At 68.9% G+C, this 14,723-nt stretch carries 15 protein-coding genes and 1 pseudogene; 8 read left to right on the top strand and 8 right to left on the bottom strand.

Annotated features, from left to right (window positions below; all coding sequences use genetic code 11):
* Positions 1-330 precede the first annotated feature (330 nt).
* Complete coding sequence (locus OG734_RS44330; protein ID WP_330293037.1) at positions 331-1,275, top strand: amidohydrolase family protein; 945 nt, start codon at positions 331-333, stop codon at positions 1,273-1,275.
* A 261-nt stretch (positions 1,276-1,536) separates the two neighbouring features.
* Here the strand turns inward: OG734_RS44330 and OG734_RS44325 are convergent, their stop codons facing one another.
* From OG734_RS44325 to OG734_RS44310, 4 genes are all read right to left on the bottom strand, one after another.
* On the bottom strand, positions 1,537-2,640 hold the full coding sequence (locus OG734_RS44325; RefSeq protein WP_330293036.1) for an alcohol dehydrogenase catalytic domain-containing protein: 1,104 nt from the start codon (positions 2,638-2,640) through the stop codon (positions 1,537-1,539).
* A complete protein-coding gene (locus OG734_RS44320) occupies positions 2,640-3,629 on the bottom strand; it encodes a hypothetical protein (protein WP_330293035.1) in 990 nt (329 codons plus the stop codon). The genes OG734_RS44325 and OG734_RS44320 overlap by 1 nt, the downstream gene beginning before the upstream one ends.
* A gap of 95 nt (positions 3,630-3,724) precedes the next feature.
* Positions 3,725-4,468: a hypothetical protein gene (locus tag OG734_RS44315; RefSeq protein ID WP_330293034.1), complete on the bottom strand. Its 744-nt coding sequence runs from the start codon at positions 4,466-4,468 to the stop codon at positions 3,725-3,727.
* Positions 4,469-4,555: 87 nt separating this feature from the next.
* Positions 4,556-4,975, bottom strand: a complete 420-nt coding sequence (locus OG734_RS44310; protein WP_330293033.1) for a fumarylacetoacetate hydrolase family protein — start codon at positions 4,973-4,975, stop codon at positions 4,556-4,558.
* A 170-nt stretch (positions 4,976-5,145) separates the two neighbouring features.
* Here OG734_RS44310 and OG734_RS44305 point away from each other — a divergent pair, with 170 nt between their 5' ends.
* The gene (locus OG734_RS44305; protein ID WP_330293032.1) at positions 5,146-6,846 is read left to right on the top strand and encodes an FAD-dependent monooxygenase; all 1,701 of its coding nucleotides are present in this window, start codon (positions 5,146-5,148) and stop codon (positions 6,844-6,846) included.
* A 10-nt stretch (positions 6,847-6,856) separates the two neighbouring features.
* Here OG734_RS44305 and OG734_RS44300 read toward each other — a convergent pair whose 3' ends face one another.
* Together OG734_RS44300 and OG734_RS44295 are read right to left on the bottom strand one after the other, a co-directional pair.
* Positions 6,857-7,441, bottom strand: coding sequence for a TetR/AcrR family transcriptional regulator (locus OG734_RS44300; protein ID WP_330293031.1), 585 nt, complete (start codon positions 7,439-7,441; stop codon positions 6,857-6,859).
* Positions 7,442-7,849: 408 nt separating this feature from the next.
* Positions 7,850-8,698 carry an aldo/keto reductase gene (locus OG734_RS44295; protein WP_330293030.1) on the bottom strand — a complete coding sequence of 283 codons (849 nt, stop codon included), beginning with the start codon at positions 8,696-8,698 and terminating at the stop codon, positions 7,850-7,852.
* A 72-nt stretch (positions 8,699-8,770) separates the two neighbouring features.
* Between OG734_RS44295 and OG734_RS44290 the strand changes: the two genes are divergently transcribed.
* The 3 genes from OG734_RS44290 to OG734_RS44280 all read left to right on the top strand — a co-directional run bounded on the left by OG734_RS44290 (position 8,771) and on the right by OG734_RS44280 (position 11,210).
* On the top strand, positions 8,771-9,442 hold the full coding sequence (locus OG734_RS44290) for a helix-turn-helix transcriptional regulator (protein WP_330293029.1): 672 nt from the start codon (positions 8,771-8,773) through the stop codon (positions 9,440-9,442).
* A 395-nt stretch (positions 9,443-9,837) separates the two neighbouring features.
* The gene (locus tag OG734_RS44285) at positions 9,838-10,401 is read left to right on the top strand and encodes a MarR family winged helix-turn-helix transcriptional regulator (protein ID WP_330293028.1); all 564 of its coding nucleotides are present in this window, start codon (positions 9,838-9,840) and stop codon (positions 10,399-10,401) included.
* A gap of 272 nt (positions 10,402-10,673) precedes the next feature.
* Positions 10,674-11,210 (top strand): GlcG/HbpS family heme-binding protein, encoded by a 537-nt coding sequence (locus OG734_RS44280; protein ID WP_330293027.1) that lies wholly within the window; start codon positions 10,674-10,676, stop codon positions 11,208-11,210.
* Here OG734_RS44280 and OG734_RS44275 read toward each other — a convergent pair.
* Positions 11,204-11,352 (bottom strand): annotated as a pseudogene (locus OG734_RS44275) (IS481 family transposase); the annotation flags it as partial. The gene OG734_RS44280 and the pseudogene OG734_RS44275 overlap by 7 nt on opposite strands.
* A 116-nt stretch (positions 11,353-11,468) precedes the next feature.
* Here OG734_RS44275 and OG734_RS44270 point away from each other — a divergent pair.
* Positions 11,469-11,627, top strand: a complete 159-nt coding sequence (locus OG734_RS44270) for a hypothetical protein (protein WP_330293026.1) — start codon at positions 11,469-11,471, stop codon at positions 11,625-11,627.
* Positions 11,628-11,672: 45 nt separating this feature from the next.
* Here OG734_RS44270 and OG734_RS44265 read toward each other — a convergent pair whose 3' ends face one another.
* A complete protein-coding gene (locus tag OG734_RS44265) occupies positions 11,673-12,251 on the bottom strand; it encodes a GNAT family N-acetyltransferase (RefSeq protein ID WP_330293025.1) in 579 nt (192 codons plus the stop codon).
* A gap of 687 nt (positions 12,252-12,938) precedes the next feature.
* Here OG734_RS44265 and OG734_RS44260 point away from each other — a divergent pair.
* Positions 12,939-14,441 (top strand): M1 family metallopeptidase, encoded by a 1,503-nt coding sequence (locus OG734_RS44260; RefSeq protein ID WP_330293024.1) that lies wholly within the window; start codon positions 12,939-12,941, stop codon positions 14,439-14,441.
* Positions 14,442-14,526: 85 nt separating this feature from the next.
* Positions 14,527-14,712: an AAA family ATPase gene (locus OG734_RS44255; protein WP_330293023.1), complete on the top strand. Its 186-nt coding sequence runs from the start codon at positions 14,527-14,529 to the stop codon at positions 14,710-14,712.
* Positions 14,713-14,723 lie beyond the last annotated feature (11 nt).

The following is a 14,723-nucleotide window of genomic DNA, read 5'->3' as shown; positions in this document are numbered from 1 at the left end:
GCACCGCGTTTCACCCCTCCCAGCTGCTATACAGGGAGGTGCACGGGGCCGGGGCCGTTCAGCCTCCGCTCTCGTGCAGGGACTCCGCAGGTGCCGACCGGTGCGCGAGTTCCCCCTGGAAGCCTTCGTAGCGTTCAGTGAATTGCAAATCCGCGGGGCCAGTCCGATGCTCAAGGTCGACGCCGGGACTGGTCGGAGGCGTGGAGACGCTGACCGCGGCAGGTGCAGGAGGCATTCCTTGTCCCCTGCACCAACGAATCCAGGATCCGCCCCCCTTCTCCCTCCCCCTTCCTCCTTCCCCCCTGCCCTCGACGATTGAGGAACCCCTCCATGCGCATCGACACGCACGCGCACGTCTACCCCAGCGACTACCTGGACTTCCTGGCCGACTCGGGCGTCACCACCACCCGCGGCCAGCGCGGGCTCGGGGCCGACGACACCGACAAGGAACTCGAGGCCCGCTTCACCCTGATGGACCGAGCCGGTGTGGACCGGCAGGTGATCTCCGCCTCGCCGCTGACAGGCGCACTGCCGGATCCGGATCGGGCCGCCGCAGCCGCGCGCATGATCAACGACCGGTACATCACCCTGGTGGACCGCAACCCCGACCGATTCCTGGCCTTCGTCGTGCTTCCACTGCCGCACGTCGACGCCGCTCTGGCCGAACTCGACCGCGTCCTCGACGCGCCGGGAGTGGTGGGCGTGGCGCTGACCACCTCGGCCGCGGGCCGAGCGCTGACCGACCCGGCCTTCGCACCGGTGTGGCAGGAACTCGACCGCCGCGGCACCGTGATGTACCTCCACCCCGCCGGCGACGGCATCGCCTCCCCGCAGATCAACGACCACCACCTCACCTGGATGGTCGGCGCGCCCGTGGAGGACACCGTCGTAGCGGCCCAGCTCATCACCCGTGGGTTCGTCACGCGCTACCCCCATGTGCGCATCCTCAACTCCCACTTCGGCGGCGCGTTGCCCATGCTGCTGGAGCGGTGGGACAACCTTGCCCACTTCGAGGCACCTGAGGCGCCCCTCCCGCCGAGCCAGGCGGCACGCCTGATGTGGTACGACACCGTCGCCCACAGTTCCCAGGCGGCACTACGGGCCGCCGTTCAGGCGGTCGGCGCGGACCGACTCGTCCTCGGCAGCGACTTCCCGTACCAGGGCGGCGAGCACTACCTCGACACCGTCGCCTACATCGAACGGGCAGGTCTCGGCGCAGAGGAGACCCAGGGCATCCTGGCCGGCAACGCCGAAGCACTTCTCGGACTGGCCTGACCACTGGGGGGGGCACTGACGAGACCACCCGGGGCCGACAGGACAGCGGTGGTCGGATGTCAGGTGGGGATGGTGGGCTCGGCGGACGTCGCCGGGCCCACCACCATCCTGTGGAGCAGGAATCAGGCGCAGGCAGCGGCAGATCCCGGTGGCTGGTTCACATCTGCAGACAACCGGCGCCCTTGTTCGGCCGGTCCTTGCGCGGCGCCGCCGCGAACAGGCGCACGGGATTGTTCAGCCGTGGCGCGCTCGCGCGTCGGGTCAGGGGTTGATCACGGTCATCCACATCGGGTCGTCGGCACGTTGCTCCATGGCGTCCATGGCCTTGAGCGCTTCGGTGAGCGGGAACCGATGGGTGATGAGCTCGTCGACGGTGAGGGTGCCCGTCTCCAGCAGCCGCAGGACATCCGTCGTGTCCTGGCGGGTGCACGCGCGAGTGGTGACGAAGCGCCAGCAATGCATCATCAGGGCGACGGCGGGCAGCGACAGCGGGGTGGAGTTGCCCCCCATGTGCACGAGTGTCCCGCCGGTGGCCATGCCGGCCATGGTCTGGCTGAGGGCGGGACCCTCCGGGATGAAGTCGATGACGGCATGGGCTCCCTCGGGTGCCAGCTCGCGCAGCCGGCGGGTGAGAGTGCCGTCGGTCGACCAGTTCTCGGGGAGTTCGTCGAGTGCGACGACACTGGCCGGTACGCCGCCGGCGAGCCCGGCGACGCGGTGGAGGCGCTCGGCGTCGCGGCCGACGAGGATCAGACGGGCGACTCCGAAGTGCTCCGCGAGTTTGACTGTCGAGGTTCCCATGGTGCCGGTAGCGGCGGTGACCACGAGCGTGGCCCGTTCCGGAAGGTCGGCGCACTTGAGTGCGCGCACGGCGTTGGCCAGATCCTGGACCTTGGCCGCGACGTCGAAGCTGACGGAGTCCGGCAGGGAATCGATCAGCCAGTGCGGGACACGGACGTACTGCGCGAGTCCGCCGTCGTGGTACTGCTCGTACAGCGGCATCCGAGTATCGCCGAAGGCGGCGTGGCCGAGCATGGCCTGCTGGGCGCACATCATGTCCCGGTCGGTACGGCAGTAGTCGCACTCACGGCAGTTCAGCAGGGGATGGACCCGCACCCGGTCGCCGACCGCGTGGCCCGTGACGTCGCGGCCGACGGCGGAGATGACGCCTGCGGCCTCGTGGCCGAGGGTGGTGGGCAGATGCTTGAGCGCCCCCATCTGGAACAGGCGCATGATGCCCGGCGCCAGGCCGGCGGAGGCGACCTTCACGACCACGTCGCGCGGACCTGGCTCGGGGACGGGTATCTCGTCCAGGGCGAGTGTTACGGCGCCCGAGTGCGCTCGCAGGGCAAGCATCGTGGCCATCAGCGGACCTCCACGGTGAGGCTTGGGAGTCGTTCGGGGGTGTAGGCGTCCGCCGTACGCGTGGTCTCGGCGACCTGGAGCAGTTCCTGGTGCGAGAGGAGACTGACGTAGTCACCGGGCTCGGTCACGACGCTGGCGTGGGAGATCCCGAGCGGGATGCGCACGAAGTCTCCCGGCTCGAGGTCGACGACGCCCCGCTGGGTGATCAGCGTGCGGTGACCGTGGGCCTGGTACTGGATCTCGTCGGCGTCGAGGGTGCGCCGGTAGCGGCGCTGTCCGCCAGGGGTGGTGGTGACCATGCCGAGGCGGGTGCGATCGGTCGTGTACAGCCAGGTGACCTCCTGACCGGGATCGGCCTCCAGCACCGCCATCCGCCGGTCCTCGTGGTGCACCTGCTCGAGCAGGCGCTGTTCGTCGACCCTGAAGACGGTGATGTCGTGGCCGGCTGCGGCCATGCACTGAGTGATCGCCTCGTTGGCATCGCCGGGCTGCCAGCCGGGAAACGGCGGGAACACCGCCCCGGACTCCCGCTTGGCCGGCGCCAGTTCGGTGACCGGCGCGGGAATGTAGAACAGCAGGTGGCTGTCCTCACGGCCGTAGTTGTCGTGGGCAACTCCGCGCGGGATACGGGAGAACTCACCTTGCCCGAACTCGATCACACCGAGCTCGGACATCAGGGTCCGCTCGCCGCCGATCTGGTAGGAGATCTCGTCGACGTCGCAGTTGCGGTGATAGAACGGCTGCCGGCCGTCGAGTTTCTGCCACTCGACACGGATCTCGTCGTTCTCGTAGACACCGCGCGGCGGTGCGAATGCCTCCGACTCGTACTGCTGCGGGTAGTGCACCACGGTCAGCGGCGGGTGCTCCCCCCACAGCTTGACCGGCACCTTCGGGGGATGCGGCGGCGAGAGCAGCAAGTGCTCGTCGCGGACGACACTGCGCAACGGATGGTCGGAGCCCAAGACCATGACGTCTTCGACGACGCTCACGGGACCTCCTTGTCCTTGGGTGAATGAGAGGATCGACTCGGGTGAGGGGGAGGGAATGTGTGCCGCAGCCTGTTGCCTGAAGCCCACGGCAGTGCTCACCTCTTTCGGCCCCAGTACATCTCGATGCCCTTCCATTCCATCAGCTGAGGGCTGTCGACCTTGTCCCCGAACGCCTCGCGGATCTGCTCTCCGGAGTAGTAGGGGATGTCGTCCGCGGGGACGTGCCCGAAGAGTTTGTCGAACCACTGCCGAAGGTGGACGTCGGAGTCGATACGGGAGTAGAACGTCGCTCCCTTCAAGACCGCTTCGGCCAGCACGATGCGTCGGCCGGGCTTCATCACCCGCAGCAGGTCCGCGGCCGTCTCGTGCCAGTCGTCACAGTGCTGTGTCGCCTGCAGCACGGCGACACAGTCGTACGCCTCGTCGTCCACCGAGTCCGTGTACGACCAGCGCCAGCAGCCGACCTGGCCGTTCCGGCCGGGAATCTTGCCCAGGACGGCGTTTCGTCCGTCCTTGATGATCTCCACGGTGTCGATGACGCCCTCGGGTCCCACCAGGGCCCGCATGTCCTCGACCCACCCGGCGGGAGCGATGCCCTCACCGATGAGCAGAACCCGGTCTCCGGCACGGAGTTCGAGGAGACCGTAGACGATTTCGGAGATCGGCCGGGCCAGCTCCTGCCAGATGTACGGCAGGCCACCGGCGATGGCCATGGCCATTTCCCATTTCACCCGCTGCTCGACGTCGTGGACCTCCGGACCGAAACGCTCCTCGTCCCACGACTGGATGTACCCCCACGGGTCTCCGCCGCCGAAGCTGTTCTTGGCGTCTGTACTCATGTCGTCATGTCCTCCGTAGGCTGCCGGAATCGTGTGGTGAGGGCGCCGTTCCTCCGGCTGGAACGCCGCCCCGACGCGCCCGGTCGATCAGGCGCAGGTGTTGACAAGGGCGCCGATGTCTTCGATCTCGATGCGCACCTCGGTGCCGGACCGCAGGAAGAGTCCCTGCTTGTGGCCGACGTCGGCCGGGGTTCCGGTGGTGATCACGTCGCCGGGTTCAAGGGCCGTCTGGCGAGACAGATAGGAGACCAGTGCTGGAACAGGGTGGATGAGCTGCGAGGTGCGTGCGTCCTGGCGCAGCTCGTCGTCGACCCAGGTGCGCAGGCGCAGGTCGTCGGGGTCGGTGAATTCGTCGAGGGTGACCAGGGCGGGCCCCATGGGCGTGAAGGTGTCGAAACTCTTGGCGGCGGTGACATCGGCTGCCCGGCCGGGGATGCGGCCCTTCTGCACGTCACCCAGAGCCAGGCAGTGGCTCCCGGCATCGTCTTGATCAGCAGGAGTCACCATGACGTTCCTGTCTCTTGAACCCGAGATGAGCGTAGCACCGCACACGATCGGCCAAAAGTCCTGTGTTTTTCCAGGTCTTCCATACAGCGGCATGCGCGTGCGATTCTGACCCCGGTTCAAGAGGTGGGGCCATGAGCGGTCCGACCCTTGCTCAGGAAGGCAGATCATCTATGTCTGACCAGCACGAGAGTGCCGGATCTCGGCGCGTCCTGGTCGTGGGAGCGGGGCCTGTGGGCCTCGCCCTCGCGACCGAGTTGGGGTGGCGTGGTGTACCGGTCACCGTGATCGATCAGGGCGACGGCCGCGTGCCCTTTCCAGCAGGCGAGGCGATCTTTTCGCGCACCATGGAACACCTGCGCCGCTGGGGTTGCGCGGAAGAGGCACGCACCGAGTCGGCACCGCCCCCGGACTACCCGCACCGCACGGTGTTCGCGACCTCCGCCACGGGACGCGTCCTCACCGACTTCGACTACGGGGTCACCAACCGGTCTTCGGGCGTGTACTCTCCGCTGACGCCGGAGGGTCCCGCGTTCCTGTCCAAGTTCTCCTTCGTGCCGTTGCTCGCACGTACGGCCGGTGAACTGCCAGGGGTCGAGATCAGATACGGCACCCGCCTGGAGACGATGGAACAGGACTCCAAGGGTGTCGTGGCCGTGGTGCGCGACGTGGCGAGCGGTGCCACCGAGACGCTGGCCGGCACGTACCTGGTGGCCTGCGACGGAGGCCGCAGCGGCGTACGTCGGGCGCTCGGTATCGCGTTCGAGGGCATGTTCGCCCAGGGTCACAACTTCGCTGTGCACTTCCGTGCGCCGCAGCTTCTGGACCTGCTGCGGGAGCGGCTGAGCGGCCCCGCGGTGCAGATCCACACACTGTCGTCAGCGCGCAGGCCGTACATCACGGTCGTCAACGGCGTGGACGAGTGGCGGCTCTCGGTCTACCTGGACGAGGAGCCCGACCCCGACGACGCGCTCACCTGGATACGCGAGGCCGTCGGTGCGCCGATCGACGTGGAGATCCTCGCAGCGCAGCCCTGGAGCGGCCACTGCGTCGTGGCCCGCACCTACCGTGAGGGGCGGGTGTTCCTTGCGGGCGACGCGGCGCATCTGCTGTGGCCAAAGGGGGGCTTCGGCGCCAACACCGGGATCGGTGACGCCGTGGACCTCGGCTGGAAGCTCGCCGCGACCCTCCAAGGATGGGGAGGCCCGGCGCTCCTGGACAGCTACGAGCAGGAGCGGCGGCCGATCGCCGTCCGCAACGTCACGGAAGCCTCCAGCAATTGGAGGGCCGACGCGCAGCTCGTCCCCCACCCAGTGCTCGACCACACGGACGCGGAAGGCGAACGGGTCCGGCGTGAGATGGGCGAGGAGATCCGCCGGTCTCGGGCCAAGGAGTTCCGCTGCACGGGCGTCCAGCTCGGATACCGCTACAGCGGCTCCCCGATCTGCGTGCCGGACGGCAGTCCGGAACCGCCCGACGAGCCGGACGAGTACGTACCATCGACGTGGCCCGGCTGCCGCGCACCGCACGTCTGGCTGCCCGACGGCAGCTCGGTGCTCGACCACTTCGGGCGCGGGTTCACGCTTGTGGTGTCGGGTTCCGCGGACCCGACGCCTCTGGTGAAGGCCGCGCGCCGGTGTGGTGTCCCGTTGACGGTGCTGCGTCTCGCCGACCCGGCCGCCGCGGAGCTGTACGAGCGGCCGCTGGTGCTCGTCCGCCCGGACGGTCACGTCGGCTGGCGAGGCCGGCAGGCTTCCGAGGATCCCGTCGCCGTGCTCGACATACTGCGCGGGGCGACGGTCCCGCTTCCGGAAGCGAAAGCGGCCGGTGCGGCGCGGGTGGTATCAGCGGGAGCCGGTACTCACCTCGCCTGAGGTACCGCTCTCAGCGCTCCCGCCCCTTGGCCCCCGAACTCCTGGCCAGGGCGGACTCCATCAGGAACCGGATCATCTCGTGGGCCGGCCTGTTCCGGTCGTTGGGCACGTTCGCCCCTTCGAACACGGCCACCGCGACATCGCGGACGAGCGCGACATCGACGCCGGGGGCGTGATCGAGGCCGTGCTCGGCCATGAGCTCGTCGACCAGTCCCACGATCCAGTTCAGGAAGGTGTTGTGGGCCTCGCGGACTGCCTCCGAATGAGGAAGCCGGTCGTGCATGGCCTGGTGCAGCGGCCGGGAATAGCGCATGTCGGACAGTCCGCGCACCAGGCGGCTCAGTGGGTCGGCACCGGCCTGTTCCTCGTTGAGGATGCGGATCTCGCGACTGAGCATGCGGTTCATGACGGCGGCGAAGATGTGGTCCTTGGAGTCGAAGTACCAGTAGACGTTGCCCCTGGCCACGCCTGCGGCGGAACTGATGTCCGCCATCGTGGTCTTGGCGTAACCCTTCGAGAGAAAGAGCTCGGTGGCCGCGGCTAGCAGATCACCCGTGCGCTCCTCCCGGGGGATCTGCTGGCGGTTTCGCGGCATCCCGACTCCTCCCATGAGTTCACCACATCTCAAGTGAGTGTAGACACCCGGCAGGCCGCCCTGCTCGGGAGGAAGGAGTGCTGTGACCACCGGCCCCCGGCCAGGGGTCCCTGGAGATCCTTTACCTAGGAAGAGGAGGCGCGTTCAGCGCGAGGCTCGTGCCCCGGAGGTGCTCGCCGCCGCGACGGAACTGTCGGGCAGGAGAAGCCGTGCCAACAGTCAGTGGACGGGTTGGTTGACGACGGAGGTCGCCCAGTGGTCACCGGCACCGCGCCGGTCGGTGTTCGGGAACCTCGGGTCGGCCGGCAAGCCAGCGGTCCGCGTGCATACCGTTTCCTGCTGTCGCGCACGTCATCACGGCGATGCTCGTGACGGTTCTCCTTGAGGCGTTTCGAGAGCCCTCGAATGTCAGGAGAGGTCGGCGAGGTCTTCTTCGCTGAGGGTGATCCCGGCGGCGGCCATGTTGTCCTCCAGGTGCGAGAGGGAGCCTGTGCCAGGGATGGCCAGGGTCACCGGGGAGGAGGCCAGCAGCCAGGCCAGGCCGATCTGCGACACGGTGGCGCCGTGCCGGGCCGCGACCTTGGCCAGTCGCTCGTCGTCGAGTTCCCTGCCACCGCCGAGCGGGAAGAAGGGCACGAACGCGATGTCGGCCTCCTCGCAGGCGGCCAGCAGCTGCACGTCGTCGCGCTTGGCGGCGTGGAACTCGTTCTGCACCGCCACGACCGGGGCGATCACGCGGGCCTCCGCGAGATGGTCGGCGTCGACGTTGCTGAGGCCGAGATGACGGATCAGGCCCTCCTCCCGCAACGCGGCGAGCGCCTCGAAGCGCTCGGCGAGTGACTCGCCTTGAGGGGGTGTCATGCGCCCGATGCGCAGGTAGACGAGATCGAGACAGTCCACGCCCAGGCCTTCGAGGTTGGCTTCCACGAGGCCGCGCATGTCGGCCGGGGCGGCTGGGCGGAAGCCATCGGGGCGGGCGATGGGGCCCACCTTGGTGGCGATGACCAGGTCGGACGCGTAGGGATAGAGGGCCTCGCGGATCAGGGTGTTCGCGCGTACCGCACCACCGGCGCTGACGTAGAAGTCGGCGGTGTCGAGGAGGTTGACGCCCAGCTCGACGGCGCGGCGCAGTACGGCACGGCCGGTCTCGGGGTCGCGGGCGGGACCGCCCATGCCCTCCTTGGACGGCAGGCGCATGGTGCCGAAGCCGAGGCGGTTGACGGCCAGGTCGCCGCCGAGGCGGAATTCATTGCTCATGGGCCCAGCCTGCACGGCCCGCAACCCGCTGACGAGGCTGTGGCAACTTGCTGCCAGAGGCACAATGAGCGCATGCCACAGCACATGGCCCTCAAAGGCGATCTTGAGCTCCGCGCGCGGATCAAGCCCTTGGTGGAGTTGTTCGACGCGGAATGGGTCAGCGTCGCACGCGACCTCGACACCTGGCCAGGCGCCCGCGAGTCCGCCCGTCTGCGGATACGGCGTGACGGAGCACGTCAGGCCCGCAAGCTGTACAGTCCCGCCGTGCTCGCCGACGAGCGCGACCGGGAGGTACTGCGCGAGATGGCCGCCCACGGCATGCAGGTGCGGATCACCGCCACCCCGCTGCCCCAGGGAACGGTCTTCATCGACCGGCGAACCATGTTCCTCACCGACCCCGATCCCGCGCCCTCGTCCGCTCACGTTCCCCGGCACCGTACGTACACGATGAGCGCCGAACCCGCCCTGGTCAGCGGGGTGTACGCGCTGTTCGAAGCCGCGTGGGAATCGGCCACCGACCTGGCGGCCTTCTTCGACGCCGACCGGCCCCGGATCGATGCGCAAGCCCGCGAAGTCCTGTACGCACTGGGCTCGGGAATGACCGACGTGACCGCCGCACGCCAACTGGGCATGTCGCTGCGCACCTACCGCCGCAGAGTCGCCGAACTCCTCATCACCCTCGGCGCGGACTCACGCTTCCAAGCCGGAATGCGCGCAGGCGAGTTGGGCCTGACCCGCCGGTGAGCAGACCCTCGCCCAAGCCGAAGCGAGTCAGGCGTCGAGGTTCGGGTCGTAGCGGTGGAGGTCCCGTCTGACCGGAGTCGGCGCTGCCTTGGGCCCGGCATCCTCCGGTGTCCGGTCCGGCGACCAATCACCATCGCCAGGCCGACCGCATGCCCGGCGCCTTCCACATCCGTGTGGTGATGGCGATTGGTCGCCGGGGTGGTGCCATCAGCCGACCCGGTTGCACATCCCGGCCCCGGTGGGCGCGGTCGCCGGGGCGTCGTCCGGGCGGAACCGCGAGCCCATTCCTGATCATCCCCGGCGCCAGGTACTTCTCCGTGGCCGTTGCCTTGACCGCATCGTCGGCCGCTTCGCGAGGAAGGTCATCCTTCCTCCCTCGCGCATAGAATCTGCTCATGGTAGAGAAGCGCCCTGTGAAGCGGACCCGCAGCGCACCCGCCGGTGAACACAGCCCCGGCGCGCAAGCCGAGCCGGCAGGGGGCGGCGAGGCCGCGGAACCGATCCGGTGGCTGACCGAGGAGGAGCTCCACGCCTGGATGGCTTTGGCCGGCATGGTCACCAAGCTGCCCGCGGCGATGGATCGGCAGCTCCAGCGCGACGCCGGGCTCACGCACTTCGAGTACCAGGTCCTCGTAGGGCTGTCCCGGGCCCCCGAGCGCACCCTTCGCATGAGCGAGCTGGCCGACTTCACCGGGGGTCAACTGCCGCGTCTGTCCCAGGTCGCGACCCGCATGGAGCGACGCGGCTGGCTCACCCGCCGCCCCGACCCCACCGACGGCCGTTACACCCTGGCCTGCCTGACCGACGCAGGGACGGCGAAGCTCGAGGTCAGCGCCCCGGGCCACGTCACCGCGGTTCGCCACCTCATCTTCGACAGCCTCTCCCCCACGCAGGTGCGTCAGATGACCCAGATCGCGAGGCGCATCGCGCAGGCGGCGGGCAGCGCCGAGTTCCGCTGAACCCGAGGCCGTGACGTCCCGGTTCGGGCATGAGGCATCGCTTCATACGTGAAGTGAATTACTTTCCAGGATCAGTTGCGCCGTGAAGTGACACCCCGATATAACTTCATGCATGAAGTGATCGGGAGGGCGTGGCGCCCACGCCATCGCCCGCCGTTCGGGCCAGGCATCCATGGCCCCGGGCACCAACCCGCCCGTCGACGCGAGCAGGACGCCCAAGAACGAGCCCGAGATGCGTATGAGCCTTCCGCACAGACACGTAGGAGCAAGCCATGACAGAGGAATCCGGCAACACCGCGGCCACGAGACGCGGAATGCTCGGGATAGCGGGGGCGGTAGCGGGCGGACTGGCGATCAGCCAGATGGCTGCCGGCAACGCCTCGGCAGCCACCGGCAGCGGTGGATCGATTGCGACGCGGACGATCAGCCTGGCCCAGGCTCAGCGGCTCGCCGAGGCCGCCGTCCGCTACGTGCGGGACAAGAAGCTTCCCCCCATGTATGTGGTGGTCGTCGACTCCGCCGGCGAAGCCAAGGTGTCCCTTCGTATGGACAACAACAGCTCGGCAGCGGCCGAGTTGGTACCGCCCAAGGCACACACCGCGCGCACCTACCGGACCGCCACCGCCGACCTGGCCGTCAACATCAAGGACCCAGGCCCGATCGCCTCCTTCGTCGCCAGTGGCGCCAGCCTGCTGCCCGGCGGTCGGCCGATCTTCGAGAACGGCCAGTTCATCGGCGCCCTCGCCGTCGGCGGAGGCACCCCGGCCCAGGACGACGAGGTAGCCCGCGCCGCGCTGACCGCACTCTGACTCCGGTCCGCCCATCGCCGGGCGGTGGTCGGGAGATCTGGAAGCGCTCCGCAGCCGGCCCCAGGGGCCAGACGTCCTCGACGGCACAGCGCGTCAAGCGGAGGCGACCGGTCTCGGGCAAGGGTGCATGACTGAAAACCACGAGGGCCTTCCGCTTCGGTGTGGACGTCGCAATCCACACCGAACCGGAAGGCCCTCACCTGTTCAAGATCCCTCAGCCGGTGTTGCGGTTGTGCCAGATCGAGAGGAAGTGTACTGATGTCCGCACCGCTTACGCCCGCAGGAACGGGCGCTGACAGGGTGCCCCGGCTGATCCTGGTGATGCGCTCGCGATTCATCCCGAGGGAGGAGTCGCGCCAGACCATGCATCTGTTCGCCGAAGAGATCATGCCGCACCTGCGACACCTCGCGGCCTAGACGAGTATTTCGGGCTAGCCGATACCGGGTGCCGAGCGAGGGAACTCAGTGGGCGGGGACCGGCTCGGACGACGGCTGCCACTCCCGCCTGATCAGCCCGTAGACCCACGAGTCAGAGACCTCGCCGTTGACGACGCAGTCTTCCCGCAACGTCCCTTCACGCACGAAGCCGAGCTTCTCCAGCACGCGGGCAGACGCCACGTTGCGCGTATCGGCCTCAGCTTGGACGCGATTCAGGTCCAGCGTGTCGAATGCCCACCGCAGCAGAGCGCGCGCGGCCTCGGTCGCGTAGCCGTGGCCCCACGCTGCATCGTCGAAGCAGTAGCCAAGCGACGCGCTGCGGTAGTCCGGATTCCACCTGTTCAGGCTGCACCAGCCGATGAACGCCCCGTCGGAGACACGATCTACGGCCAGCCGCGCCCCGGTGCCCTCATGTGCCATCTGCCGGCAAGCCGTGATGAACTTCTCGGCGCGCGCGCGTTCGCTCCACGGTGGCGCGTCCCAGTAGCGCAGCACGTAGGCGCTGCTGTGCAGTGCGAAGAGGTCGTTCGCATCCGCGTCTTCGAAGGCACGCAGTCGAAGGCGAGCGGTGTGCAACGAGGGGGCGGGCAGCGACGTCGTCATGTTCCCTCTTCTGATCGGTGGCCGATCAATCAGACATGCGATGCGGGTCACTCGCAACGGGTTTCTCGGCGGGCTGGCAGAACGACGTGTCCGCTCATCGGCGCGACCGAGCGCCCCCAGGGGGCGGTAGTCAAGTCGGCCGTGGCATGGTGAACAGCCCCTGCCCGGTCTCGGCCAGGATCCCCCGCCCGGCGAGCCCCTTGAGCTTCGTACGGACGTTGTTCAGCTTCTTCGACATTCGGTCGCTTGTCGCCCAGTACTGACCCGCACCCGTTTCCAACGGCTGGTCACCGACTGGACGCACTCACCCGTCAGCCGTCCCTGGCCCCCAAGGCGGCCCGGTGCGGTGGGCGTGGACGTCAGGCCCGGCAAGGTCGGGTCGGCGCTGGAGCGGGTCGGCCCGATCCCGCGTCCTGCCTTTCGCCACCCCGCCCCGCTTGCGGCCCTGGCCGCCACTACGGGCCTGCCCTTGTCGCGCCCCACCGCTGAGCATCCTCGCCGATACGGGCGTCCACGTGGCCCTGGCCGCCCATTACCGGTCTTCGCCCGCTGCGGCTCCAACCTGGCTTCCTCATGTACAGGCAACCTCCGAAGCGGCCGTTTCTCGGCCTCCCGGCCGATGGCCGAGGCGGATGATCGGTCGCGAGGCCGATCCGGGGCAGACCCACGGCGGGCGAGGCTCCAGACATGTCACAGAACACCTCGACACCCAGGATCGCGGTGGCCCTCGCGGCCACCCTGCTCGGCCTCACGGCGTGCACCACCGCCGAGGCCGTCCCCGCGCCGCGCGCCGCGGACACAGCCCGTCCCGGAGCGGCCGGACTCGGTGACCGTCTGCACCCCGGACTCGGCAACGGCGGTTACGATGTCCGCCACTACGGCCTGGACCTGCGCTTCGCCAAGGACCTGAAGCACTACGCCGCCACTTCCACCGTCCAGGCACGCGCCACGCAGGCACTGTCCCGGTTCGACCTCGACCTGATCGGCACCACCGTCCGCGAGGTCACTGTGGACGGCCGCAAGGCCCACTTTTCACGGGCCGGCGAGGAGCTGCGTGTGACGCCGGCTGCGGCGCTGCGGCGAGGGCAGCGGTTCACCGTACGGGTCCGTGTGCAGGCGCCGGTCCTGGACCCACAGCAGGTGGCGAAGCTCGGCACCGGCGCCGCGGTCGGGCTGTTCCGCTACGGCTCGTGGATCCAGACGCTCAACCAGCCGTCCGGGGCCCACCGCATCGCAGCCCTCGCCGACCACCCCGCCCAGAAGGCACCCGCCACGATCAGCATCACCGCGCCCGCACGGCTGAACTCCGTCGCCAACGGAGACCTCACCGCCACCCGGCGCGACGGCGAGTACACGACCCGCCGCTTCGAGAGCCGTCAGAAGCTCGCCACCGAGCTGCTCCAGATCGGCGTCGGCCCCTTCACCGTCGTCCACAGGAACGGCCCGCACGGCATCAAGCTGCGCTACGCGCTCCCCACGGACCAGGCACGGGCCATCGAACCGCAGTTGGACAAGACCGTCCCCAAGGCGATCCGGTTCCTGGAGGAGCGCCTGGGCGCGGGGAGCTTCCCGCTGCGTACCTATGGCGTCTACGCCACCCCGTCCGGGGGCTCGCTCGAGACCCAGTCCCTGACCACCCTGAGCATCGACGAGCTGACCCCCGAGGGATTCGCGAACAACGGCACGGACGTCGTCGTGGAGCACGAGATCTCCCACGAGTACTTCGGCAACAGCGTCTCCCCGCGCCGCTGGAGCGACACGTGGCTCAACGAGGGCCACGCCGTCTACTACCAGACCCTGTGGGCGGCCCAGGAAGACGGTGCCACCAGCCTGGAGGACTCCATGCGCCAGAACTACCGGGCCGCCAACGCCCAACTCCGCAAGGAGGGCCCGGTCGCGGCACCACGCCGCAGCGCCTTCAAACCCCAGGCGACCGCCCCCTACGGCTGGACCGCCTACGAGGGCGGCGCGCTGGCCCTGTACGCCCTGCGGCAGAAGGTCGGCGAGACCGACTTCCAGCGCATCGAGCGCGCCTGGATCCGTGAACACCGTGACGGCGTCGCCGGCACCGCCGACTTCATCCGGCTGGCGGGCAGCGTCACCGGCCGCGACCTCGGCCCGTTCCTCCGCTCCTGGCTCTACGCCGACAAGGTCCCCGCCATGCCCGGTCACCCCGACTGGCGCTCCTGACCCGGCCTGCGACACTGAGAGCCGACGTACCTTCAACGCGGTGCGCCGGTCGGAACGGTGGAATCGCATGGCGAAGGCGACGGGAATGGTAGGTCGCCTGCCGGCCTCCTTCGCCAGCTTCGTGGGGCGGCGGCAGGAGACGGCCGAGCTGCGCCGCCTTCTGGGCGCGGCGAGGCTGGTGACGTTGACCGGTCCGGGCGGGGTGGGAAAAACGCGACTGGCGCTGGAGACGGCCGGTGCGTTGGGGAAGGCATTTCCGGGTGGGGTGTGACTCGTGGACTT

Source organism: Streptomyces sp. NBC_00576 (genome assembly GCF_036345175.1).
In the GTDB taxonomy this organism is placed as follows: Bacteria; Actinomycetota; Actinomycetes; order Streptomycetales; family Streptomycetaceae; genus Streptomyces.
The sequence above is the reverse complement of the archived record's forward strand: the minus strand, read 5'-3'. Positions and strand labels throughout refer to the sequence as shown.